Genomic DNA, 23,489 nt, shown 5'->3' on the forward strand with positions numbered 1-23,489 from the left:
CCTAAATATGGTTTTATTGCTATGGCGTCACAACCTTATTATTGGATATTTTAATTTATTGGAAATATCTAGTTTTAAAATCAAAAATTTAAACATATTATAAATTAGTTAATATATTTAAATTTTTGACGAAAGGGATAAATCCGTATGAAGAATGTTGATATAAAAAAGTTTTTTAATAGTAAGGGTACAGGAAATGTTATTATTTTAATAGCTTCAATCTTACTAATATATTTACTTGTTTCCTTATATTTTTCTAAACATTTCTTTTTTAATACAGTAATAAATGGAATAGATGTATCCTTAAAATCACATGAGGATACAGAGTATATAATTAGAAGTTATGTTAAAGGTTATAAGCTGATGCTCGCAGAAAGAAATGGCGAAATAGAAGAAATATTAGGAAAAGATATAGGGATGGAGTACAACGAAAAAAATAGCATTGATAAAGTTTATCTTAGAAAAAGTTCATTTAAATGGTTAAATTCAATATTTAAGGAGCGAGAATATAATGTTCCAAATTTATTTGTATACAATAAAAAGAAGTTACAAAATAAGATAAATGGATTAAATTGTTTAAATACAAAGATTATAGAACCTCAAAATGTAAACTTTAAGTATGCATTTGGGTCATATAAAGTTATTGAAGAAATTTGTGGAAATAAGATAATTAAAGATGAATTATATGAAGATATAGAAGAAGGCATATTAAAAGGAGTTAGAAAATTAGATTTAAATGAAAACCTTTGTTATGAAAATCCAATATTCACTTTAAGTTCTGATAAAACTCTTGAAACTAAAAATTCACTAAATCAGTATGTGAAAGCAAAAATTACTTATAAATTTGGAAGTGAAAAGCAAATATTAGATGGAAATGTAATAAAAGAGTGGCTTAGTATTGATAAAAATTTAGAACCGATTATAAGTGAAATAGCAGTTAGGAAATATGTTAGAGAATTGAGTAGAAAATATGATACCGTTGGAATAGCAAGAAGTTTTAAAACCTCTATGGGTAAAATAGTAGAAGTTAGTGGTGGACTTTATGGATGGCAAATTAATGGTGATGCTGAAACAGAAGCATTATTAGAAAATATAAAACTTGGTAATGTATTTGAAAAAGAACCTATATATACTCAGAAGGCTTTATATAGGGCAGAAAATGAAATAGGCAATACTTATGTAGAAGTTAATATAACAAGACAGTATTTATGGTTTTATAAAAAAGGAAAGCTTATTACACAAGGTTATGTAGTAACGGGAAATCCCAATAGAGGACATTCTACTGTCATTGGAACTTATATGCTCAATTATAAACAAAAGGGAGCAACATTAACTGGACCTGGGTATGAAGCTCCAGTAACTTATTGGATGCCTTTTTTTGGAAATATAGGAATACACGATGCAAGTTGGAGATATTCGTTTGGAGGAGAAATATATAAGACGAGAGGAAGCCATGGATGTATAAATGCTCCAATATATTTAGCTAAAATAATTTTTGATAATATAGAAGAAGGAACTCCTATTATCTGTTATGAAGAATAAAGCTTATTAGTAGCAAACTGAAATAATACAAACAATACTAATACTAAAAACAAATAATTAAATAATTTTCAAATAAGAGGTAGTGATCTACCTCTTATTTGTTATCTGGAGCTATATTAAGTATTGTAAATAATTCTGAAAATAGCTTGCGTGCTGCTGGTACAACTGTTTGTGCTGCATAATATTTTGAAGAGCTCGGTTCTTTTATAGTAACTATTAAGCTTACTTTTGGATTACTCGCAGGTGCCATGCCTACAAAAGATGATATATATTTACCCTTGCTATAACCTCCACTGACACTATCAACCTCATTAGCGGTTCCAGTCTTCCCAGCTATATGATAACCATCTATATATGTGGCAGTTCCAGTTCCTTCTTTAACAACTGTTTCCAAATAAGTTCTTAATTTTGCTGCTTTATCACTGCTCATTATACTTCTTTTGTTAAGATTAACAAATTGCTTGTCCACAACCTTTTTACCATCTACGTTATGAAACATTTGTTTCATAACGTGAGGTGTCATCCATGTACCTCCATTAGCAACTGCATTAAACGCGGCCATATATTGTATTTGTGTAACTGCAACACCTTGTCCGTATGACATCGTAGCAAGAGCAAGTGGTGTAATACTTTTTAAATCCTTTATTAATCCAGAACCCTCCCCAGGTAAGTCTATATTAGTTTTTTTACCAATTCCAGCATCACTTACAAACTTATAAAGATTCTCTTTTCCAATCATCTGGCCCAGCTTTATAAATCCAACATTGTCAGAGTTTTTTAATATATCTGAAATTGTTTCAGGACCATACTCTTCTTTATTATCGTTATACAGTGTTTGATTGCCTATCTTAATACTACCATTATTTAAAAAGCTGTCATTATCAGTTACAGAATTATATTGAAGAGCCGCTGCCGCCATTATAACCTTAAAGATTGATCCAGGCTCAAATATATCGCTTACCGCTTTATTCTTCCACGTTTCTGCAGTTTGACTATTTGTATTCCCTTCAACATAAGGATCATTTAAATTATAACCTGGTGAATTTGCCATTGCTAAAACCTCACCATTATTTGGGTCCATAATTGTTATACTTACAGACTTTGCACTATTTTCTGTTAATGTTTCCTTGGCCACTTTTTCAGCTAACGCTTGAATACGTCCATCTATAGTTAATGTCAAATTATTTCCATTTACAGGGTTAACCGTTACAGCCTCTGTATAAGGCAATAAATTACTAGCTCTATCTAGTTCAACTAATTTCACACCAGGGATACCTGCTAATTCGTTATTGTAACTTAGTTCTACTCCGTTAACTCCAGAACCATCTAACTTAGTGTGACCTATAACTTGAGATAAAAAATCATTATTTGGATATATCCTTGTAACATCACTTGAAATTATTATTCCTTTATATTTCAAATTATTAATAGAATCTATAATTCCCTGCTCAACATTTCTTTTCAATGATATAAATTGGAGCAATTGGCCATTACTGTTTTTGGTATTTAATATTTTTTTAACATCACTGTTTTTAACATTAAGAATATTTGACAATTTTTCACAGGCTTGTTCTTCAGGTATTTTATTATCAACTAAATACCTATTTAATACAATTAAATCAGCATCTACCCTATAAACATTAACACTTAATGCTAAGTCAAAACCATTTCTGTCCACAATTTTTCCTCTCAAGGGAGCAATTGCTATACTTTTATTTTGCTGCAGTAATGCTAGTGTTTTGTAATTAGTAGCATTAATAGCCATTACATAAACTAATCTTCCTACAAGGGTAATAAAGAATAAAGAAAACACTATACCTACGATGAAAAATTTTTTACCAAGCCGTTTATTTTTTTTCAATTCAACCACCAACCTTTAGTTTCAAATTGATTCATACTCATTAATTCTTCCATAATAAGTATAAATCATTTTGAAAAATTAAACAAGTTAGTAAAAATGTTTCATAAATAAAATTGTAATTATTATTTACCACTGGCGCCATAATTCGATAACATTCTGGCGCTAGGATCGGTTACGTTACAACCTTCCCATGCTTATTCTTTGTTTGGGTAACTGTGGCTTGGGAAAAATAGTAATTTATTATGAGAGTAGTTTTTAAATTACAACATTTTTTAATTGTAATATTGTTCATGATAATTGAATATACATTTATAGGGGGTGTTACTTATGGAAAAGTATAGAAAAAGTATTATAGCTACAATAGATAGAGCTAACAAAGATATCACTAGTATAAAAAGTGATATAGCATCAAATAAAAAAAATGTAGAAGAGATTAAGGATATAATTGACAGGTTAAAAAAGATTGAGCTAGAGTTAGACCCGAAACAAAAATGGATGAAAGCAAAGATGGATTCATTAGAGTCAACATTAAAAGAAGTATCAGAAATTAAATTTGATACCTTGTATTCCGTTGACCGGTGACTCTTGAATTTTAAAAATTATAGACCTGTACAGGATTCTGTATTAAAAGATGAAGTGAAGTTAAATCTGAATAGGTTTTTAATAGTACATAAAAGATAAAATAATATAATACAGAATCGTCAGGAATGATGGTTCTGTTTTGTTGCGTATGCAGAATAATTAAATAGTAAGGACATATATATATATATCAAAAATCCTTATATTAAGATAGAACAATTAGTTTATAAAAATGGTAAAATAAACAATGTCATACGGTTGACATAAATGATATATGTGTAGTATAATGAAATTGTAAGAAATGGTTTACAATAATTAAATGTACAAAACAATAAAATTTGAGGGGGAAAATATGAAAAAAATTTTAACTAGTATTTTGGCATGTTCACTTTCTTTGTCTTTAGTAGCTTGTAGTTCATCAACACCAGCACCAAATGATTCCAAAAGTACAGCAAAAGAGAAAGTTACAATTATTATGACCAATGGAAAAGGTGAGATAGCTAACCAGTTTGAACAGGCTACAAAGGATTTTATGGCCGCAAATCCTGATATTATTGTTGAACCTTATTCGGTGGCTGTTGGAGATACAGTAAATATCTTTGATAAACTTACAGCATCTGGTAAAGTAGTTACACTTGCTATGATGGAGCCAAATTCGGTTTTAGATAAATACAAGGATTTTGGTGCTGATTTAACAAATGAGAAATGGAATAAAGATACAGTATATAGTTTTAAAAATCCTCAAGGTCAGGTTGTAGGTTTTCCATTTGCAATAGAAGGATTTGGACTTGTTTACAATCAGAAAGTACTTGATAAAGCAGTAGGTGGTACTTTTGATCCTTCCACTATAAATACACGAGACAAGTTTAAGACACTCCTTGATAAAATTCAAGCTTCAGGTGTTAAATACCCAATAGCTTATCAAACAGAAGCTTGGTCTGTAGCTAATCACTACAGCACGCAATTTATCAATCAAGACAGTGATCCAAGCAAAGTAGAAGCTCAGATGGTTGATGGAAAGTTTGATTTTACTGGAAATGCAGCATGGAATGGGTATTATGATACCATGGATTTGTTAGCATCTAAGCAATATAATAAATATGGAGACCGTCCTCTTGGACAATACTATGATGATGCTCATTTGGCAGTAGGTAAGGGCGAAAGTGCTATACTGTTCAACGGAAACTGGGCATATGATTCACTTAAGGCAGTTGCAGGTGATAAATTTGGATTAATGCCTGTTCCTGTAGATAACAACGAAGACAATTCAATGAACAATAAACTCGTGGCCGGTCCAACACAAGTAATATTGATCAATAAAAAGGCTACTTCGGCTCAGCAAGAAGCAGCAAAGAAATTCCTAAACTGGTTGGTAGATGATAAAACAGGACAGGATTTTATAGTAAACAAGTCCCAAATAATTTCTGCTTTTAAGAGTAACCCTAACAAGGTAACCAATCCTTTAGGTATAGCTATATCTGATGCTATAGCAAATGACAAGACAATGCCTTTCAGTACAAACTACGTAAGCGCAGCTGAATATAGTGATGTAATTGCAGCACATGTTCAGAAGTATATTAGTAAGAAGGAAACCCGCGCAGAATTGGCAAAAGGCTTCGTAGACTATTATAAAACCAAGACGAAATAAAATATACAATTAAATAATAATTGTGAGTTAATGATATGGGTGAGTTTTAAACTCACCCATAAATTTTATAATTAAATTATATTTAGAAGTGGAGGTAAAACTAATGGTATCCGAAAAAAAACCTTTGAAAAAATTTGGTGAGCAGATGCTTTTTACTTTTCCAACCATGTTTGTTTTTTCTGTTGCTATATTGATTCCATTTGCATATGGAATTTATCTGACTTTTATGAATATGCCAACAGTTTTGAGTACACCAGAGTTCAATGGAATGGCTAATTATAAGGTTGCATTTAGTGATCCCCAATTTTGGACCTCAATGTGGTTAACGGTCAAGTACGTTATAGTTACAGTTATATGTGTTAATGCTATTGGATTTCTCCTAGCATATCTTGTTACTACAGGAATCAGGGCACAGAGTTTTTTTAGAACGTCCTTCTTCACACCGAATCTAATCGGGGGATTAGTTCTTGGTTATATATGGCAGTTTATATTTGTTCAGACCTTACCAACCTTAGGAGCAAAGTTAGGAATTGAATCTCTTAGGTTAGGTTGGCTTGGCGATGAGAAAATGGCTTTCTGGTCTATAGTTATAGTTACCGTCTGGCAGCTGTCCGGATACATGATGCTTATTTTTATTGCAGGCTTGGTAAATGTTCCAAAAGACGTAATTGAAGCCTCAACTATTGATGGTGCAAATGCTTGGCAGAGGCTTATAAAAGTTACATTGCCATTAATGAGGCCAGCCTTTGTAATTACTCTATTTATGACCTTAAAGAGTGGGTTTATGGTCTACGATATAAATTATTCCCTAACAGCGGGTGGTCCATACAATAGCACAGTGATGGTCTCAATGAATATCGTTAAGAAAGCATTTGTTGAAAATAACTATGGTGTGGGGCAAGCGGAAGCAATCATGTTATTTTTAATAGTCGCTATAATTTCTGGTATACAGGTGTATATTGGTAAGAAAGGGGAGGTAGAAGCGTAATGGCAAATAGAAAATTAATAAGTAAAATTATAACTTATGTATTTTTAATTCTTGCTTTTGCAATTTTTGTATTTCCATTTTTCTTAATTATTGTAAATTCCTTTAAAAATAATGGAGAAATACTGCAAAGCCCATTTTCCTTTCCTAAAACATTAAATTTAGACCATTTTAAAGAAGCAATAAAACAAATGGATTTCTTAGTTACTTTTTCAAACAGCCTTCTGATAACAGTTGCAAGTACAATATTAATATTGTTATTTTCATCTATGTGTTCCTACTATCTGGTAAGAAACAATAGCACTTTAAGCAAGGTATTTTTTTCACTGCTAGTGGCTTCAATGATAATTCCTTTTCAGTCTGTCATGATTCCCCTAATGTATATATATGGGGCCAAATTAAACTTAATTGAAACGGTGCCGTTCCCTTTGTTGATTGTTTTTTATGCGGGATTCGGCAGCGCACTTTCAGTTTTTATTTATCATGGCTTCATTAAGTCTATTCCCGTTGAACTAGAAGAAGCTGCATTAATTGACGGGTGTAATCGCATTAAGACATTTTTTAAAATCGTGTTTCCAATACTTACTCCAACATCAACGACTATTGGAATACTAAATGTAATGTGGATATGGAATGATTATCTATTGCCTTCACTTATCCTAAACAAAAATAATCTTTATACTATGCCCATAAAAATGAAGGTATTCAACGGAACTTACATGAATAATTGGGAGCTTCTAATACCAGCACTGTTACTTACAATCTTACCACTACTCATAGTGTATTCATTTGCACAGAAACATATAATTAGTGGCGTAATGCAGGGGTCAATCAAGTAATTGATAAAAAGATGTGGCTAAAGTAGATAGAGTAACTGCTACAACTGCTTTAAAGTTTTAAATAATAGAGGATATGAGAGGGCTTGACTATCATTCTAATGAAATAGCTCGTTCATTATTTAGAAGAAAGTCTAACCTGATTGGGCTTATTCTATTTGAAGATATAACATAGGAAAAGGGTATATCTAATTTGATATATCCTTTTCCTATGTTTATTAAATTGAAAAATTCTCGTAATGAATTTTTTTATTTGGTACGTCTAGAGCCTTAAGGTTTTTAATTTGAGCATCTAGCATTATAGGAGGACCACATATAAAGAAGTCGTAATCATCTATGTTCTTAACGTACTTTTTTATTTTTTCTATATCTATGAAGCCTGTCTCGCCACTATAATTTGGAGTATTGGATAGCACTGGTATTAATTCAAAATCATTTATAGTATTGCTTAAGTCTCTAAATTCTTCATTACAAATAATCTCGGATTCATCTCTCACGCCCCATAATAGCTTAACTGATATGTCTTTATCTTTTACATTAATATAACGAAGCATCCCTAGAAAAGGAGTAATTCCTATACCGCCAGCTAAGAAACAAAGCTTATTAATGTTATTTTTCTTAAGATAAGAAAAGCTGCCATAACTGCCATCAATATAAGCTCTATCGCCAATTTTAATTTTGTGTACTTTATTTGAAAAATCACCTAGCTGTTTAATTGTAATAGCAACGCAAGATTCTTCCAAGGGAGAAGATGATATAGTAAAAGGATGTTCATCTCCAGGAACCTCATGATTACTTACTCTTACATAAAGAAATTGACCAGGCACATAATCGAATATTTTTCCGGATTTAGGTTTGAATTTCAAAGTTATTATATTGTTTGCTTCCTTAATAACTTCAGAAACCTCATATTTATGTTTTTTACTAAAATATATCTTTCCTATTTTGTTATACAAATAAGAAATAAAAGGCACTACAAAATAAATTATTAAAGTAAGTTCTAATGCTAAATTTGATTTAACTGAATCCACAAGCAATATATGAGCTATAAGCATTATTAAGGCAATTACCATTATGTTATGCAAAAATACCTTATGTTCATATTTAATTTTAAGAGTATTATTTAAAAATATTCTTAACTTTTCTGCTAGATGAATTTTGAAAAACAGCTTATTTATCATCATAAGTATACTGAATATGGCAACTGATATAAAAATTACAAGTGATATATCTCCTAATTGTGTTTTAAAAGATTCTGAGAATAATTCTTCTTTTAAAATTTTGTGTAAATAAGATAAAATTAAAGCTATTACTGCAATAAACATATGGAATCTATATAATTTGTCCAAGCCGAAATGTTTATCCAGAAATTTATTTTTTGAAACTAACAAAAGTTCGAAATTAAAAAGAGTATATGCTGTTAAGCCAAAGAAAGCTGGCAAAGCATATTGAATATCAATGCCGCCGGTAGAATTATTTCTAAGATATAAGGCAAAGGGTAAAATAATTAATAATATATAAAATATAATAATAAGAGAACGTTTCTGTTTCATTAATAACACACCTCTTTTAATAATTTTATCATTTCTTTTTATATTATGATATATTTATGTTAAATAATATAAATATATCATAAAAATTTCACTAAATTCTAATTAACAATTCCTGTTATGAATTATACACAAAATGTGAAGATAATGTCAATAATAGAAAGTGAAATTGGATATGAATTCAAAAATATTTAGAAGTTGTAACATATAAATAATAAATTTGGTTAAAATAGAATTGATAGGAGTGGTAATAGTGAATGAAGGTCTAATAGTGCTAGTAAGAGGGATAATCGGATTTTTTACTTTATTAATATTTACTCGTATTCTCGGAAAGCAGCAGATTAGTCAGCTAACTTTTTTTGATTATGTAGTTGGTATAACTATAGGCTCCACTGCATCTACTCTAACTACTGATTTAACCAGTACAGCATGGTCTCATTGGGTAGGATTAATTACCTGGACTGCCTTATGCTATATTCTGCAATTAATTACGCTTAAATCAAAGGCTGCTGAAAAATTTCTAGATGGTGAACCCACAATCGTTATTTCAAATGGAAAAATACTTGAAAAATCTATGAAAAAATATCGTTATACAATAGGTGATCTCCTAGCGCAATTAAGAGATAAGGATGTTTTTGATTTGTCAGATGTATCTTATGCAGTACTTGAGAAAGATGGTCAATTGTCCATATTAAAGAAGCCTGAATGTGAGCCGGTTACGCCAAAGGATTTAAATATCGAAACATCAACTGCAAGTATTGATGTTGAAATAATCTACGACGGATTTATTGTGCAAGATAACTTATCTAGCATTAATAGAAATGAAAGGTGGATAATTAATAATTTAAAGAAGAGAGGTATTAATGATACTTCTGATGTTTTTTTAGCAATTTATAATGCAGAGAGTGGTTTACATATAGATCTTTATAAAGATCACATAAAGCAAAAAAAATAGAAAAAAATAAAGGAGTAACTTAAACTTATGAAAAAATTTATATCATTTGTTATACCAATTGTTACATTGACAGCCTTTATATTATTAATGTTAGGAGGTAATTATTTTAAAAAACCTCTGAATTCCTCAGAAGATGTAGTTGCTTATACAAAGTTATCTATAGAACATGCAAAAGTTGAAAAATGGGATATGCTTGAGCAGGATGTCCTTAATATTGATAATGCCTGGAAAAAGATTATTCCTAGAATTCAATTTAGCGTTGAAAGAGATGAATTGTATAATATAAATTTAAATATTGCTAGACTTAAAGGTGCAATAGTTAGTGAAGATAAAAGTAGCACAATAATAGAATTAAATGAAATTATTGAAAATTGGGATGAACTAACAAGATAATAATAATTCCTCATACTATAAATTTGTATGAGGAATTATTATGAATCTATTTCACATGTATTAAGTAGAATTTAATGTTTTTATCTCCCCATCCTAAATCCCATGGAACATGATATCTATCAATAGTATGTGTATCAACAAGAGGATAGCCATGAGAATCAAACCCTGTGACAATAGCAAAATGATCTATATCATTACCTTTGGCATAACATATAAGATCTCCTATATCTAGTTTTTGTATGGCACCATATGGATACCCTGGTAAGGGAGAAATTAATTCCTTAAATGTGCCTTTTGCCATTATTTTTCCTCTACCACTATAAGTTAAATAATTTTTAAAGGCATCAGCATTAACCCATGCTGAACTTCCGTCTGCACCATCATATTTTTTGTAAGTACAGTTCCAAGCACTATCAAATTTTAGACCTCCACCTTCTTTATCTCCCATCGATTGTGATACGTAATTAGTACAATCTCCACCAATGCCAGTATAGTTGGTATATCTTTTATTATATTTTGTCGAATTTCCACTTGCCCATGGTATTCCACAATATTTATCAGCATATTTAACTGCATTTGTTTTGTCATAATGACCTTTGGCAACAATCTTAATTTCAGATGCTATTTTAGGCTTATTTCCAAGTTTATAAATAGAATTATTATCATCAGGTAATTTGAACCCTTTTATTTCTCCAGAGTAAGATTTTAATGCATCTTCAAAGCAATCTAAATACCAATCAGAAAAAATTATCCAGTTATCATCTTTTTTAATTATTTCCATAGAGTGTGTCAATCCAACTCCAAAACTATTTATAGTAGGCTTTATATCATTTTTATAAGAATATTCGAATTTATAATATTCATCCACTAACAATCTAAGACCTCTTTGAGTACTAGTGATTTTTCGAACTTTAGGAGTAGATTCAACTTTTATAAAATTCATACCCCTTTGATTTGACCACTCATTAAAATAACTAAATCTTTTAACTTCATGCTCCAAGCTCCACTTTCCAAGCTTTTGGGAGGTATCATAGTAACAAGAGAGATTAGTAATATCTTTAGTAATAAACATGGAGCATCTATCTTTATAAATACCCTGGAGTACTTTTGTTATTTCAGTTTTATCAGGAGTTAAGGAAGCTATCATGGGAATAGTTGTATATTTACTGATATTAAGAGTATTAGATTTATAACAAAAGGAACATACCGATAAGATAAAACACAAAGTAATAATTGAAATTCCAATTTTGTGAATATATTTTTTCATGAAATTATACACCTCCTTTCTATATCATAAAATACTCCTTGTATTTTTATTAAAAAATAATATTAATTTTAGTATTCCACATTAATAGAATTTCTTGCAAAAATAAAAGAAAAGTTAATTTGAAATTTTAAGAAATTGTTCATAAAATTGAAAAGTTCAATTAGTGGATAGCATCATCAATAAGATATATGGAGGCATTTGAGGGAATATTATAGGGTACAGCAACTATTTATTTAAAAATGGTTGCTGTACCCTTAAAGGTCTTTAATATAGTAAGCATCTAAGTTATTCCCAATATATAGAACTTATTTAAGATAATTTTTGTTGAATTACAGTATCTGGTGCCTCGTTATAAACAAATTTTAAAAATAGAGGTGTTAAAAGGGTTGTTGCTATGACTACAATAACGATTGGAACAAAAATTGTTTCACTCATCAAACCAGCGTCAGCTCCTTTGTCAGCTAATATAAGAGCTACCTCACCTCTTGAAATCATACCAATGCCAATTTTAAAAGAATCCTTTTTATTAAAACCGGACAGTTTGGCGCCGAGTCCACACCCAATAACCTTAGATAATATAGCTACCACTAGCAAAACAGCAGTGAAAAATAAAAGTGAATTTGAAATGCCAATAATATGTGTTTTTATCCCTATGCTTGCAAAAAATACAGGTGACAGAAGCATATAGGATAGTACTTCGAACTTACTTGTGATGTAATCCGCTTGTTTAACATTTGATATAATAATACCTGCCAAATAGGCCCCTGTTATATCCGTTATACCAAAGAATCTTTCAGCTACATAGGATAAAAGTAAGCAAAAAACTAATCCGTAAATAGGTACTCTTCTCTTTTGTCCATGTTTATTACTGAGGCGCTTAAATACAAAATTAAATACAATCGCTATAATAATTGCAAATACAAAGAAGATGAGGATTCTGATTAATACAGTTATTATACCAACAGATTTATCTGCAAAACCTAAAATAATAGTGAAAATGATTATACCAAGAATATCATCAATGACTGCTGCTCCTAAAATAGCTGTACCTGTTGGCGTTTTTAGTTTTCCCATTTCTCTTAAAGTCTCGACTGTAATACTCACTGACGTTGCTGTAAGAATGACACCAATGAAAATATTTTTTAATAATTCTAGTTCAGACATGTCAGTAAGCGGCTTATTTGAAAAAGCAATAGACACAAGAAAACCAAAGGTTAAAGGTACTAAAACACCTGAAAGTGCAATAATAAGAGATGCTTTCCCGCATTTCTTCATTTCTTTTACATCTGTTTCCAAGCCTGCAATAAACATCAAACCGATTACACCTAGCTCGGCCATTTTATCAATAAAAGCTGTTTCATGTACGATGTTTAATAGTGTGGGGCCAAGTATTAAGCCAGCAATTAAAGCGCCGATAACCTGTGGCATCTGAATTTTTTTAGTCAAAAGTCCTAATACTTTTGTGCTCATTAAAATAATCGCTAAATCCAATAAAAAATTAATATCTAACAAATTTGTTACCTTCTTTCGAATATATTCATTTTGAAAAATTTGACTATTATTACAAATTTAATTATACACTATTTAACTAATAAATAATACTTAACATTTAACTGAAAAATTCAGTTGCTATTAATTTATGTTTAATAATTACTAAATAGAGCAGACTTTAAGTATTAATGAGACTGTAGATGACATAGTATATCATCTAAGACTTCTTATAAAATATATTGTATTTTAGAAAATTATAGGTATAATTTTATATAGATGATTCGGTCACGTTAGGGAAACAAACTTTGATTTGAGCATATGATAACGTGGACGTGAAAATTTTGAGAACAGTTGGAAGGGGCGAGTTGAATCTATGAGAAACATAATAGAAGTTAAGAATTTTGTAAAGAAATATGATAAATTTACAGCAGTAGACAATGTTTCTTTTGATGTAGAAGAAGGAAGCATTTTTGCGTTTTTAGGACCAAATGGAGCAGGTAAAAGCACAACCATCAATACACTATGTACCATATTTGATAAGACATCAGGAACCCTGACTATTGACGGAAAAGACGTTTCGCATGATAAGGATGCTGTTAGAGGTGTTATTGGTGTTGTTTTTCAGGAGCCGACATTGGATAATAAAATGACCGTTCTTGAAAATTTGATTATGCATTGTCATTTTTATGCTATACCCAAAAGTGAAGTCGCAGAGCGTATCCAATTTGTCTTAAATTTAGTGGAGCTACTAGATTGGGAAAAAGCAATGGTAAGCAGTTTATCCGGCGGCATGAAACGACGTGTGGAAATAGCCAGATCGCTACTACATTACCCAAAAGTATTGTTCTTAGATGAGCCAACAACAGGTCTTGACCCTCAGACGAGGGCTCACATGTGGGATTATATTGTAAAGCTACAAAAGGAGAAGAATATCACTATTTTTTTAACTACTCATTATATGGATGAGGCAGAGATTTGCAGCAAAGTTGCAATTATGGACGGAGGCAAGATTGTTGCAATGGACACACCATATCGTTTAAAACAACAATATACAAAAGATAAAGCGAATATCACAACTGTCGACGAGCAAGGGCTGGAGTCACTGCTAGATGCTGAAGGGTTTATTTACAAGAAAAAAACTGGTTATTATTCTATTGAAGTTGATAGTATACCAAAATTGATGGAGATATTAAGTGAGCAAAAAGATTCGATAACAGATTTGGAAATTAAAAAAGGTACATTGAATGATGTATTTTTAGCAATTACCGGAAAAGATATAAGGAAGTGATAGATTTATGGATATTATATTAGCTTTATGGTCTAGGAACATTAAGATTTTCGCTCGAAATCGTGTTCAGCTTGTTTTCACGATTATCATGCCATTTTTCTTTTTATATGTGTTTAGTTCGATATTTAAAAATGATAGTATTCAAAATCCAGTAAACTATATGCTTGCAGGTGTTGTTATAACTACAGTATTTCAAACCTCCCTTACTATTGCGACCAGTACAATTGAAGATATTGTTTCAGGATTTATGAAGGAAGTGTTAGTAAGTCCCGTTAAACGAATTCAGATTGCCGCTGGTCAGTTATTATCAGCAGCAACAATAGCAACATTGCAAGGCATTATTATTTTAATAATTGGTTATTTTATAGGTCTTAAATTCACATCATGGATAACACCATTTGCTGTAATAGGAGTGATGATTGTTGTAGGACTTGTGTTTTCGGGGTTAGGACTTTTTCTAGCAACTTTAGTAAAGAATTCACAAACATTTCAAATAGTGGTAACTGCAATAACAATGCCGATGACATTCCTTTGTGGCGCATATATTCCGCTTTCAATGTTACCAAAAACATTGCAATATATTGCTTATTTCAATCCCATGACATATACAACAGCGTTTTTTAGAACTATCATACTGGAAAAGACCTCTTTAACAACCGCTCAAATGGTTGCAGAACAGCTTGCTTTTAAAATAGGAAACTTTGTGATTACGCCTGTTATCAGCATGACAATTGTAATTATTTTTGGACTTGTATTTTTGTTATTATCAACTTATGTTTTCTCGAAGGTTGATTTTTCAAGAATTAATCGTTCAAAAAGTAAGGAAGCTGATATATTTAGTTAGCAATAATAAAAATAACACACTGTATAAGAAATCTTATATAGTGTGTTGTTTTTTTCAAAGTTCATGTAAAATTTGAATATAATAATCGTAGAATATAGATTTTATATAGACCAATGGTTCTAATATTGCAATATTACGCTTTTAGCTATTATAGTAGATTATTGAAAGGTAGAAATGAACATGCTTCTTGTATTTGCTTTTATAAGGTAGTATTCTAAAATTAACAATACAATAAATAAAAGTTTTACCTTCGTTATATTTTACAATAATATTAATTGATGAAAGTGAGTAAATAAATACATCAGCATCTAAAACGCATTAATAAAAAAACATTTTAAAAATAGTTTAAAAAGTTTGTATGAAAGGATATAATTTATATAGAGGATAAATTTAAAAAAAGGGGATGATGATTTATATGACAGATTCACAATTGTATAAAAATGAAAATTTAAGTTTTGATGAACGTGCTAAGGATTTGGTGTCAAAAATGACAATATTAGAAAAAGTTAGCCAAATGACTTATAATTCTGCTGCAATAAAAAGGCTTGATATACCATCTTATAATTGGTGGAATGAAGCATTACATGGTGTTGCTAGAGCTGGTGTTGCTACAATATTCCCACAGGCTATTGGAATGGCTGCAACATTTGATGAAAACTTACTAGATAAAGTTGCCCAGGTTATTTCAACCGAGGGAAGAGCTAAATACCATGAATCTCAGAGAAAAGGTGACCATGATATATATAAGGGGTTAACTTTCTGGTCTCCGAATATTAATATATTTAGAGATCCGAGATGGGGTCGTGGTCATGAAACCTATGGAGAAGATCCTTATTTAACAGGAAGACTCGGGGTAGCCTTTATAAAAGGATTGCAAGGAAATGATAAAAAATATATGAAGACAGCTGCTTGCGCAAAACATTTTGCGGTTCATAGTGGACCAGAAGCAGATCGTCATAGCTTTAACGCAGTAGTTTCTAAAAAAGATCTTCGTGAAACTTACTTACCAGCATTTAAGGAGGCTGTTAAGGAAGCTAAAGTAGAATCAGTAATGGGGGCTTATAACAGAACAAACGATGAGCCTTGTTGTGGAAGTAAAACACTGTTAAATGATATTCTTCGCGAGGAATGGGATTTTAAAGGACATGTAACTTCAGATTGCTGGGCTATAAAAGACTTTCACGAACATCATAGAATTACTAGCAATGCTGTGGAATCGGTTGCATTGGCTGTGAATAATGGTTGTGATTTAAATTGTGGTAATATGTATTTGAATGTTTTACTTGCAAACAAAGAAGGGCTTGTATCAGAAGAAACAATTGATAAATCAGTTATAAGACTAATAACTACTAGAATGAAGCTTGGTATGTTTGATAATCCAGTAAACGTTCCCTACACAAGCATTCCTTATGAAGAAAATGATTCGAAAGAGCATAGAGAATTTGCATTAAAAGTATCAGAAAAAACATTAGTTCTTTTAAAGAATGAAAATAATATATTACCACTTAATAAAGACAAAATTAATTCTATAGCGGTAATTGGACCAAATGCAAATAGTAGAGAGGCATTGATTGGAAATTATTTTGGCAGTGCATCAAAATATGTAACAGTACTAGAGGGTATTCAAGAGGCTGTAAATCCGAATACTAGAGTTTATTATTCAGAGGGTTGTCATTTATACAAAGATAAGGTGGAGGGCCTTGCATTGAAAAATGACAGAATATCAGAAGCAATTTCAGTGGCAGAGATGTCTGATTTGGTAATTATGTGTCTTGGGCTTGACGCAACTATTGAAGGAGAAGAAGGTGATGATTCCAATATATACGCAGCTGGTGATAAGCATAATTTGAATCTGCCAGGACTACAACAGCAATTATTAGAAGAAGTATATAAAACAGGAAAGCCTGTTATTTTAGTTCTTCAATCGGGAAGTGCTCTTGCGGTTAACTTTGCAGAGCAACATATACCTGCAATTATTCAAGCTTGGTATGCAGGTGCCGAAGGTGGAAAAGCAGTAGCTTCATTGTTATTTGGTGATTATAGTCCTTCTGGAAAATTACCTGTAACCTTTTATAAAACAACAGAGGAACTTCCTGATTTTAATGATTATTCTATGGAAAATAGAACATATAGATATATGAAGAATGAAGCACTTTATCCTTTTGGATATGGGCTTAGTTATAACAAGTTTGAGTACACAAGTCTTATACCAAGTAAGCGTGAAATTAAATGTGGTGAAACCGCTGAATATAAAATAACTGTAAAAAACATTGGAAAATATGAATCTGAAGAAACAGTGCAATTATATTTAAAAGATGTTGATGCTAGTGTAATTGTTCCAAAATATGAATTAAAGGGAATTAAAAAGGTAACTCTAAAACCTGGACAAGAAAAACAAGTAGAGTTTGAAATATCGTCAAGGCAAATGGCACTTATAGATAACGATGGAAATTGCATTCTAGAACCAGGTATATTTGAGGTCTTTGTGGGAGGAAGTCAGCCAGATGAGCGAAGTATTAAACTAACGGGTACTACTTTGAAAAAATGTACTTTTGAAGTAAAAGGAGAAGTATTAGGTTTAGAATACTAATTCATACTTTTGAACATAGAAAAGTTAAACTAGTGACAGCAGTAAAAGTTGTAGCTATTTATGTTGATTCTAAAGGAAAGGATTACGACGGATTAAGTCTAGTGGTAAAGTCTTTTGCCAAAGATATGGGTATACATTAAATGTTAAAGAATAAATAATGACTAATAATATAAAAATGTAACAAAAAGTACCTGTATCAAAATAGAAGTAATTTCAATTTTGATACAGGTACTTTTAAAATTAACGTATAAAATTTGTACCAACTCTAGGTTCTTCCTCAGGTAATGTAACACCAGACTTTTTACCTGCATTTATGCATTTTAAGAGCCAAGCCATGTTCTTGCCTAAGGTTCTCATAGTTTGCATTCCTTCTAAATCTTGTTTTACTTCATCAGGAGTATTCCCATGAACCGTGTTCCAATATTGAGAGGATACGACAGGCATTTTTGATATAGTAAAATATTTATTTAATTGCTCGAATGCGGCGGTTGCACCACCACGACGGCAGCTTACAATTGCAGCACCTGGTTTATATTGAAAACCATCTCCAGCAAAAAAGAATCTATCTAAGAAAGAAGTTATTTGACCAGATGCACTTGCATAGTGTACAGGAGAACCAAAAATAAATCCATCAACTTCTTTAGCTTTTTCTAAAGCAATATTTACAGTGTCGTCATTAAATACACATTTGTGAGAGTCATCTCTAGAACAACCACCACAGGCCATGCAACCACGAATAGATTTAGTTCCAACATGGAAAATTTCTGTTTCAATGTTTTCTTTCTCTAGTTCCTTTGCTACCTCACATAAGGCAGTATAAGTGCAGCCGTGAGCATTTGGACTTCCATTAATAAGTAATACTTTCATTTGAATACCTCACTTTTATTTTATATTTATTATAATTTAATATGTAAAAAGAACTAACATAATTCTGCCGATCATTTCTAATGTACGATACCATTTTAAGGCATAGGTATTATTAATACAAGTACGCACTTATGTAACCTATAGTATTTAAAAAGGTACTTAAGGGAATATTATGATATTGTTTTTTTAGGTCAGTTACGAATGATTATAATATTATCACCAGCAAAAACTTTAAAAAAAGAGTTTATAAGTGTTTAATTATTTATAAGGAACAAATATAACAGAGATGAAACTTTAAATTATTAGTTTTTATGTAAGTATGAATAATATAGTATATAATGAATATAAAGGTAATAATTGCTTAACGGTTTACTAATTTCATTTTAAATTATATATATTAATAATTTTACGCTAGGGGGGAATTAAATTGCTACAGGTAAAAAACCTTACTAAAAAGTTTAAGAGTTTCACAGCGGTGGATAGAGTTTCTTTTGAAGTCAGTAAGGGTCAAATATTAGGTTTAATCGGAGAAAATGGAGCTGGGAAAACAACTATAATGAGAATGCTTGCGACTATGCTTAAGGTAACAGACGGTGGAGGGAAAATTGCAGGTCACGATTTATTAAAGGAGCCCGAGAGTATTAGAGGAGAAATTGGGATTTTATTTGGTGGCGAGGTTGGTCTATATGACCGGCTTACTGCAAGAGAGAATATAATGTATTTTGCTCAGTTAAATGGGATGAGCACAAGTGAGGCAAAGAAAAGTATTGAAGAACTAACGCGAGAACTTGAAATGGATGAATTTATTGATAAGAGGGTAGGAAAATTTTCAAGAGGTATGAAGCAAAAAGTTGCAATTGCAAGAAGCATTGTTCATAATCCTTCGGTTATGTTATTTGATGAGCCAAGCACTGGTCTTGATGTTTCTGCCACAAGGCTTATCCAAGATTTTATAAATAAGTGTAAGGCAGAGGATAAGGCTATAGTTTTTTCAAGCCACAGTATGCGCGAGGTTGAGAAACTTTGTGATAGGGTTGTAATAATACACAAGGGAAAAGTAGTGGAGTACGGAACAATAAGTTCACTAAAAACTAAATATGATAATGAAGATATGGAAGATATTTTTGTTAAACTTATTGGAGGTAGCCATGAATAAATTAGTTAGTGTAATATTATTTAAAGAACTTAAGGACATGCTGCGCGATAAAAAGACGTTAATAGTGAGTTTGCTTATTCCACTTTTATTAATGCCTGCACTTAGCTATCTCATGGGGAAAACTATAAACAACGTAGAGAGTGATGTTAATGAAAATACAAAGATTGTTATGGTGGATAAGGGTAATAGTAGTCTTGGAACAATTTTAAAAAAAGATAAAACTATTAAAATTGAAACTAGTGAACATGGGCAGGCTAAGGTAAAGGATGGAAAGGCGCTATTGTTTTTAGAAATACCGGAGGATTTTGATGCTGATATTTCAAATGGCGATAGTTCAGGGATAAAGATTTTTTATGACAATGCAAGTCAAAAGTCATCTATGGCCCTAAGTAAGATAACTGACACAATAGATGTTTTAAGTAAACAAGTAGTCACAAGTAGACTAACGAAAAAAAATATCGATGTAAATATATTAACTCCCATAATAATTGAAAAATCAAGCTTTCAAAAGGAAGAAAGCGCAGGCAGCCAAATGCTGCTGGGCATGTTAATTCCTATATTTGTTCTTCTTTATAGTGCAACAGGAACCTTAGCCGCGGCTACAGATCTAGGGGCGGGTGAAAAAGAGAGAGGCACACTTGAACCTCTACTGACAACAAAAGCTGGAAGACATTATATATTAACAGGAAAACTTTTCGCAATAACAATAATGGGATTTATGGTATCGGTGTGTTCAATGATTGGTCTTATAATTTCAATGAAAATCCCTGGTGGAATGTTTGCAAGTGGAAGTTCTTCAATTGGTCTAAGTTATAAAGCAATAGCCTTAATTGGAGTAATAACAATAATAACGACAATGTTTTTTGGCGCTATTGAACTAGCGGTTAGCATATATGCTCGTTCCTTTAAGGAAGCTCAAACTTATATGGTGCCATTTTCAATTGTCCCTATGTTTGCAGCTTATGGTACTATGTTTACGGAGGCAAAAAACATACCTTTTCTTAATTTTAGTATACCACTAATTAACGTAAGCTCGGTGGTTAAAGAACTTACAAGTGGAGTTTATAATTATGGACACATTGGAATAACAATAGGATGGTCTATAGTTTACACAATACTTGCTATTATTTTAGCAAGACATATGTTTAATAAGGAAAGCGTAATATTTAGATCTTAGTAATTGAGACTGCAACAACCTATCAAATTTAAAGCGTAGAATAATTATGAAATAGTAATATTATGGAGTTATGTAAAAAGTATGCCCATTATAACAATTACGTTATAATGGGCATACTTAGTTTTATAGTTCTTAAGCTTTTCAGTTTGTTACATTTTATTAAAGTCAAATTCTACTGAATTTAAAAATGCCTTTGCGATAAGCATATGCCCAACTGTATCCGGATGAATTCTATCCCAAGTAATAGATACTGGGTGGTAATATTGTAGATAGGAGTCAAATGCGGCTTGTAGATCTACGCAGATTACATTATATTTTTTAGCTATTTTTTTAACTATGTCGCCATACTCATCCATCTTGGCGCGCATGGGATCTTTTTTATTAGGTTCCATAAAAAAAGGTGTCATAAGTATCAAACCTTTAACTTTGGAAATTGTATTTTCAACAAGATTACTTAATGTTTTTTCATATTCATCAATATAAACATGGGATTCTGTGATTAGTGGTGAGTCAAATTGACGCCAAACGTCATTTATTCCAATTTGGATGGCAAGCCAATCTGGTTTTAAATCTACAACATCTGTATTCCATCTGTCTTTAATAGCTTTGACATTATCTCCACCGGTGCCCATATTAACCACACGAATTCTAGCCTGGGGATATGTAGTTTTTAAAAATGCATCAATTAATGATATATAACTTTTACCAATTGCTCCAAACAATCCTTCACCAACTGGCCTAGCACGTTCAAAATCTGAAATTGAATCACCTATTATAACTAGTTTACTATTATTTTGAATTAACATATTTACAAAAATCTCCTTATCATATTATTAGGTTAACCGTGTACGTAAGCCATCCTCACTATAAAATGACTTTGCACTGAGTTCTTCTTTAGAGGGAAATATTAAGATAACTGTTTAGTAGTATTGTTATTATATGACTTACACAATTAAGCTTATTTACTAAATTATACAACTTGTCCGTGTAAAGTAAATAGGTTATTGGTTTTTATAAGAAAAATGTGATGTATCATATTCAATAAAAATTTGATATACTATTTTGTAAGAAGTATAACAATTACAATATATATATAAAGGATGTGAAAGTTTTGGCACTAAAGGATAAAGATATTGAAATTATAAAAGAATTTTTAATGAAAAAAATAAAACCATTTCTTATATATATATTTGGATCGTACGCTAAAGGAACTTCTCGCTCCACTAGTGATATCGATATAGCATTTTTATGTGATGAAAATTTTAGTGAATACGAAATATTTATGTTTGCACAAGAACTTGCAAGCTTACTTAATAGGGAAATTGATTTAGTAGATTTAAAAAAGTCATCTACAGTATTTAGTGCTCAGGTAGTAGGGACGGGTACAACAATTTTATGCAAAGATGAAACTAGGAGAATGTATTTTGAGATGCGAACATTTAAAGAATATGCTTTATTAAATGAAGAAAGAGCAGTTATTTTAGAAAACATAAAGAAGAGAGGAAATGTGTATGGGGAATGATGTAATCTATAATAAGGTTGAAATTATTGAGAGATGTTTTAAAAGAATTAATGAAGTATATGATAACAATACTGAAAATCTAAATGATTATACAAAACAAGATTCTATAATATTAAATATTCAAAGAATCTGTGAAGCAAGTATAGATTTAGCAATGCATATAGTTTCCGAAAAAAAGCTAGGTATACCACAGAATAGCAGAGATGCTTTCGAGGTTTTATGTAGTAATGGTATGATTAACGATATATTAATGAACAAGCTAAAAGCTATGGTTGGGTTTAGAAACATAGCAGTACATAACTACCAGGCCATTAATTTGAAAATTGTGCAAGAAATTATAGAAAAACATCTAGGTGATATTAGCGAGTTTTCAAAAATTATTATTAAAAAAATGTAAATTTAGTTATTAGGTTTAACAATAGATCCAAAATAAAAAAACTGTAGCTGAGAATTTCAGCTACAGTTTTTTTATTAGAAGTTAGTGCAAAGCACCTGATATTATTTGACAATGATAATATTAATAATGACAACTATTATTATTATAATGACAATTATAATTGACAAAATCACAAAAATGTACTATAGTAACATTATAAGGAAGGAGGATATTTCATGGAATTAAAAAACAGGGTAAAAGAGTTAAGGGCGAGATATAACCTTAGTCAAGGAGAACTAGGAAAACTTGCAGATGCTTCAAGACAAACTATAAGCCTAATAGAAAGAGGAGATTATTCTCCATCTATAGTGCTGGTTTTAAAAATAGCAAAAGTATTAAAAATTAGTGTTGAAGAGTTATTTTATTTAGAGGGGGAAGATTGCAGTACCTATAGTTATAGGAGTAATATGGATAATTCAAAATTTAATAAACTCACTTGAAGCAAGAAAATATGAAGAGGATTAAGTAAAGAATAGGAAAGAAACTATAAAAAATAAATTAA

21 protein-coding genes are annotated in these 23,489 nt (G+C 30.9%); 15 read left to right on the top strand and 6 right to left on the bottom strand.

The window, feature by feature from the left end; translation table 11 throughout:
- Positions 1 to 147 precede the first annotated feature (147 nt).
- Entirely contained in the window at positions 148 to 1,542 is a 1,395-nt protein-coding gene (locus ACREVX_RS07240; protein WP_431543500.1) for a L,D-transpeptidase family protein, read from the top strand.
- Positions 1,543 to 1,636: 94 nt separating this feature from the next.
- On the opposite strand, the gene ACREVX_RS07245 is transcribed toward ACREVX_RS07240, so the two are convergent.
- Positions 1,637 to 3,403, bottom strand: coding sequence for a peptidoglycan D,D-transpeptidase FtsI family protein (locus ACREVX_RS07245; protein ID WP_431543501.1), 1,767 nt, complete (start codon positions 3,401 to 3,403; stop codon positions 1,637 to 1,639).
- A 327-nt stretch (positions 3,404 to 3,730) separates the two neighbouring features.
- On the opposite strand from ACREVX_RS07245, the gene ACREVX_RS07250 reads away from it, so the two are divergent.
- From ACREVX_RS07250 to ACREVX_RS07265, 4 genes are all read left to right on the top strand, one after another.
- Positions 3,731 to 3,985, top strand: coding sequence for a hypothetical protein (locus tag ACREVX_RS07250; RefSeq protein WP_431543502.1), 255 nt, complete (start codon positions 3,731 to 3,733; stop codon positions 3,983 to 3,985).
- Positions 3,986 to 4,334: 349 nt separating this feature from the next.
- Positions 4,335 to 5,630, top strand: coding sequence for an ABC transporter substrate-binding protein (locus ACREVX_RS07255; protein ID WP_431543503.1), 1,296 nt, complete (start codon positions 4,335 to 4,337; stop codon positions 5,628 to 5,630).
- A 103-nt stretch (positions 5,631 to 5,733) separates the two neighbouring features.
- Positions 5,734 to 6,618 (top strand): carbohydrate ABC transporter permease, encoded by an 885-nt coding sequence (locus ACREVX_RS07260; protein WP_431543504.1) that lies wholly within the window; start codon positions 5,734 to 5,736, stop codon positions 6,616 to 6,618.
- Positions 6,618 to 7,454 carry a carbohydrate ABC transporter permease gene (locus tag ACREVX_RS07265; protein WP_431543505.1) on the top strand — a complete coding sequence of 279 codons (837 nt, stop codon included), beginning with the start codon at positions 6,618 to 6,620 and terminating at the stop codon, positions 7,452 to 7,454. The genes ACREVX_RS07260 and ACREVX_RS07265 overlap by 1 nt, the downstream gene beginning before the upstream one ends.
- Before the next feature lie 215 nt (positions 7,455 to 7,669).
- On the opposite strand, the gene ACREVX_RS07270 is transcribed toward ACREVX_RS07265, so the two are convergent.
- Positions 7,670 to 9,004 carry a ferredoxin reductase family protein gene (locus ACREVX_RS07270; RefSeq protein ID WP_431543506.1) on the bottom strand — a complete coding sequence of 445 codons (1,335 nt, stop codon included), beginning with the start codon at positions 9,002 to 9,004 and terminating at the stop codon, positions 7,670 to 7,672.
- A gap of 250 nt (positions 9,005 to 9,254) precedes the next feature.
- On the opposite strand from ACREVX_RS07270, the gene ACREVX_RS07275 reads away from it, so the two are divergent.
- A complete protein-coding gene (locus ACREVX_RS07275; protein ID WP_431543507.1) occupies positions 9,255 to 9,956 on the top strand; it encodes a DUF421 domain-containing protein in 702 nt (233 codons plus the stop codon).
- A 27-nt stretch (positions 9,957 to 9,983) separates the two neighbouring features.
- Positions 9,984 to 10,349 carry a DUF4363 family protein gene (locus ACREVX_RS07280; RefSeq protein WP_431543508.1) on the top strand — a complete coding sequence of 122 codons (366 nt, stop codon included), beginning with the start codon at positions 9,984 to 9,986 and terminating at the stop codon, positions 10,347 to 10,349.
- 46 nt (positions 10,350 to 10,395) lie between these two features.
- On the opposite strand, the gene ACREVX_RS07285 is transcribed toward ACREVX_RS07280, so the two are convergent.
- Both ACREVX_RS07285 and ACREVX_RS07290 read right to left on the bottom strand, forming a co-directional pair.
- Complete coding sequence (locus ACREVX_RS07285; RefSeq protein WP_431543509.1) at positions 10,396 to 11,616, bottom strand: amidase domain-containing protein; 1,221 nt, start codon at positions 11,614 to 11,616, stop codon at positions 10,396 to 10,398.
- Positions 11,617 to 11,925: 309 nt separating this feature from the next.
- Positions 11,926 to 13,128: a cation:proton antiporter gene (locus ACREVX_RS07290; protein ID WP_431543510.1), complete on the bottom strand. Its 1,203-nt coding sequence runs from the start codon at positions 13,126 to 13,128 to the stop codon at positions 11,926 to 11,928.
- A 352-nt stretch (positions 13,129 to 13,480) separates the two neighbouring features.
- On the opposite strand from ACREVX_RS07290, the gene ACREVX_RS07295 reads away from it, so the two are divergent.
- The 3 genes from ACREVX_RS07295 (at position 13,481) to ACREVX_RS07305 (ending at position 17,829) form a co-directional block, all read left to right on the top strand.
- Positions 13,481 to 14,395 (top strand): ABC transporter ATP-binding protein, encoded by a 915-nt coding sequence (locus ACREVX_RS07295; protein WP_431543511.1) that lies wholly within the window; start codon positions 13,481 to 13,483, stop codon positions 14,393 to 14,395.
- Between the two features lie 7 nt (positions 14,396 to 14,402).
- The gene (locus tag ACREVX_RS07300; RefSeq protein WP_431543512.1) at positions 14,403 to 15,239 is read left to right on the top strand and encodes an ABC transporter permease; all 837 of its coding nucleotides are present in this window, start codon (positions 14,403 to 14,405) and stop codon (positions 15,237 to 15,239) included.
- Positions 15,240 to 15,654: 415 nt separating this feature from the next.
- Positions 15,655 to 17,829 (top strand): glycoside hydrolase family 3 C-terminal domain-containing protein, encoded by a 2,175-nt coding sequence (locus ACREVX_RS07305; protein WP_431543513.1) that lies wholly within the window; start codon positions 15,655 to 15,657, stop codon positions 17,827 to 17,829.
- 240 nt (positions 17,830 to 18,069) lie between these two features.
- Here the strand turns inward: ACREVX_RS07305 and ACREVX_RS07310 are convergent, their stop codons facing one another.
- Positions 18,070 to 18,696, bottom strand: coding sequence for a flavodoxin family protein (locus tag ACREVX_RS07310; protein ID WP_431543514.1), 627 nt, complete (start codon positions 18,694 to 18,696; stop codon positions 18,070 to 18,072).
- Positions 18,697 to 19,123: 427 nt separating this feature from the next.
- Here ACREVX_RS07310 and ACREVX_RS07315 point away from each other — a divergent pair, with 427 nt between their 5' ends.
- Both ACREVX_RS07315 and ACREVX_RS07320 read left to right on the top strand, forming a co-directional pair.
- Entirely contained in the window at positions 19,124 to 19,852 is a 729-nt protein-coding gene (locus ACREVX_RS07315; protein WP_431543515.1) for an ABC transporter ATP-binding protein, read from the top strand.
- Entirely contained in the window at positions 19,845 to 21,029 is a 1,185-nt protein-coding gene (locus tag ACREVX_RS07320) for an ABC transporter permease (protein WP_431543516.1), read from the top strand. The genes ACREVX_RS07315 and ACREVX_RS07320 overlap by 8 nt, the downstream gene beginning before the upstream one ends.
- Before the next feature lie 149 nt (positions 21,030 to 21,178).
- Here ACREVX_RS07320 and ACREVX_RS07325 read toward each other — a convergent pair whose 3' ends face one another.
- Positions 21,179 to 21,835 (bottom strand): SGNH/GDSL hydrolase family protein, encoded by a 657-nt coding sequence (locus tag ACREVX_RS07325; protein ID WP_431543517.1) that lies wholly within the window; start codon positions 21,833 to 21,835, stop codon positions 21,179 to 21,181.
- Between the two features lie 305 nt (positions 21,836 to 22,140).
- Between ACREVX_RS07325 and mntA the strand changes: the two genes are divergently transcribed.
- From mntA to ACREVX_RS07340, 3 genes are all read left to right on the top strand, one after another.
- Positions 22,141 to 22,551: a type VII toxin-antitoxin system MntA family adenylyltransferase antitoxin gene (mntA, locus tag ACREVX_RS07330; RefSeq protein WP_431543518.1), complete on the top strand. Its 411-nt coding sequence runs from the start codon at positions 22,141 to 22,143 to the stop codon at positions 22,549 to 22,551.
- Positions 22,541 to 22,948: a type VII toxin-antitoxin system HepT family RNase toxin gene (gene hepT / locus ACREVX_RS07335; RefSeq protein WP_431543519.1), complete on the top strand. Its 408-nt coding sequence runs from the start codon at positions 22,541 to 22,543 to the stop codon at positions 22,946 to 22,948. Before mntA ends, hepT begins: the two co-directional genes overlap by 11 nt.
- A 215-nt stretch (positions 22,949 to 23,163) precedes the next feature.
- Complete coding sequence (locus ACREVX_RS07340) at positions 23,164 to 23,427, top strand: helix-turn-helix transcriptional regulator (RefSeq protein WP_431543520.1); 264 nt, start codon at positions 23,164 to 23,166, stop codon at positions 23,425 to 23,427.
- The last annotated feature ends 62 nt before the right edge of the window (positions 23,428 to 23,489 follow it).

Origin of the sequence: Clostridium sp., assembly GCF_050717545.1 — a bacterium.
In the GTDB taxonomy this organism is placed as follows: Bacteria; Bacillota; Clostridia; order Clostridiales; family Clostridiaceae; genus Clostridium_AD.

Excerpts from the sequence above, each read along its gene's own strand:
- ACREVX_RS07240 (WP_431543500.1), top strand. The coding sequence starts at position 148 with ATGAAGAATGTTGATATAAAAAAGTTTTTTAATAGTAAGGGTACAGGA.
- ACREVX_RS07250 (WP_431543502.1), top strand. The coding sequence starts at position 3,731 with ATGGAAAAGTATAGAAAAAGTATTATAGCTACAATAGATAGAGCTAAC.
- ACREVX_RS07255 (WP_431543503.1), top strand. The coding sequence starts at position 4,335 with ATGAAAAAAATTTTAACTAGTATTTTGGCATGTTCACTTTCTTTGTCT.
- ACREVX_RS07260 (WP_431543504.1), top strand. The coding sequence starts at position 5,734 with ATGGTATCCGAAAAAAAACCTTTGAAAAAATTTGGTGAGCAGATGCTT.
- ACREVX_RS07265 (WP_431543505.1), top strand. The coding sequence starts at position 6,618 with ATGGCAAATAGAAAATTAATAAGTAAAATTATAACTTATGTATTTTTA.
- ACREVX_RS07270 (WP_431543506.1), bottom strand. The coding sequence starts at position 9,004 with ATGAAACAGAAACGTTCTCTTATTATTATATTTTATATATTATTAATT.
- ACREVX_RS07280 (WP_431543508.1), top strand. The coding sequence starts at position 9,984 with ATGAAAAAATTTATATCATTTGTTATACCAATTGTTACATTGACAGCC.
- ACREVX_RS07285 (WP_431543509.1), bottom strand. The coding sequence starts at position 11,616 with ATGAAAAAATATATTCACAAAATTGGAATTTCAATTATTACTTTGTGT.
- ACREVX_RS07295 (WP_431543511.1), top strand. The coding sequence starts at position 13,481 with ATGAGAAACATAATAGAAGTTAAGAATTTTGTAAAGAAATATGATAAA.
- ACREVX_RS07300 (WP_431543512.1), top strand. The coding sequence starts at position 14,403 with ATGGATATTATATTAGCTTTATGGTCTAGGAACATTAAGATTTTCGCT.
- ACREVX_RS07305 (WP_431543513.1), top strand. The coding sequence starts at position 15,655 with ATGACAGATTCACAATTGTATAAAAATGAAAATTTAAGTTTTGATGAA.
- ACREVX_RS07310 (WP_431543514.1), bottom strand. The coding sequence starts at position 18,696 with ATGAAAGTATTACTTATTAATGGAAGTCCAAATGCTCACGGCTGCACT.
- ACREVX_RS07320 (WP_431543516.1), top strand. The coding sequence starts at position 19,845 with ATGAATAAATTAGTTAGTGTAATATTATTTAAAGAACTTAAGGACATG.
- ACREVX_RS07325 (WP_431543517.1), bottom strand. The coding sequence starts at position 21,835 with ATGTTAATTCAAAATAATAGTAAACTAGTTATAATAGGTGATTCAATT.
- hepT (WP_431543519.1), top strand. The coding sequence starts at position 22,541 with ATGGGGAATGATGTAATCTATAATAAGGTTGAAATTATTGAGAGATGT.
- ACREVX_RS07340 (WP_431543520.1), top strand. The coding sequence starts at position 23,164 with ATGGAATTAAAAAACAGGGTAAAAGAGTTAAGGGCGAGATATAACCTT.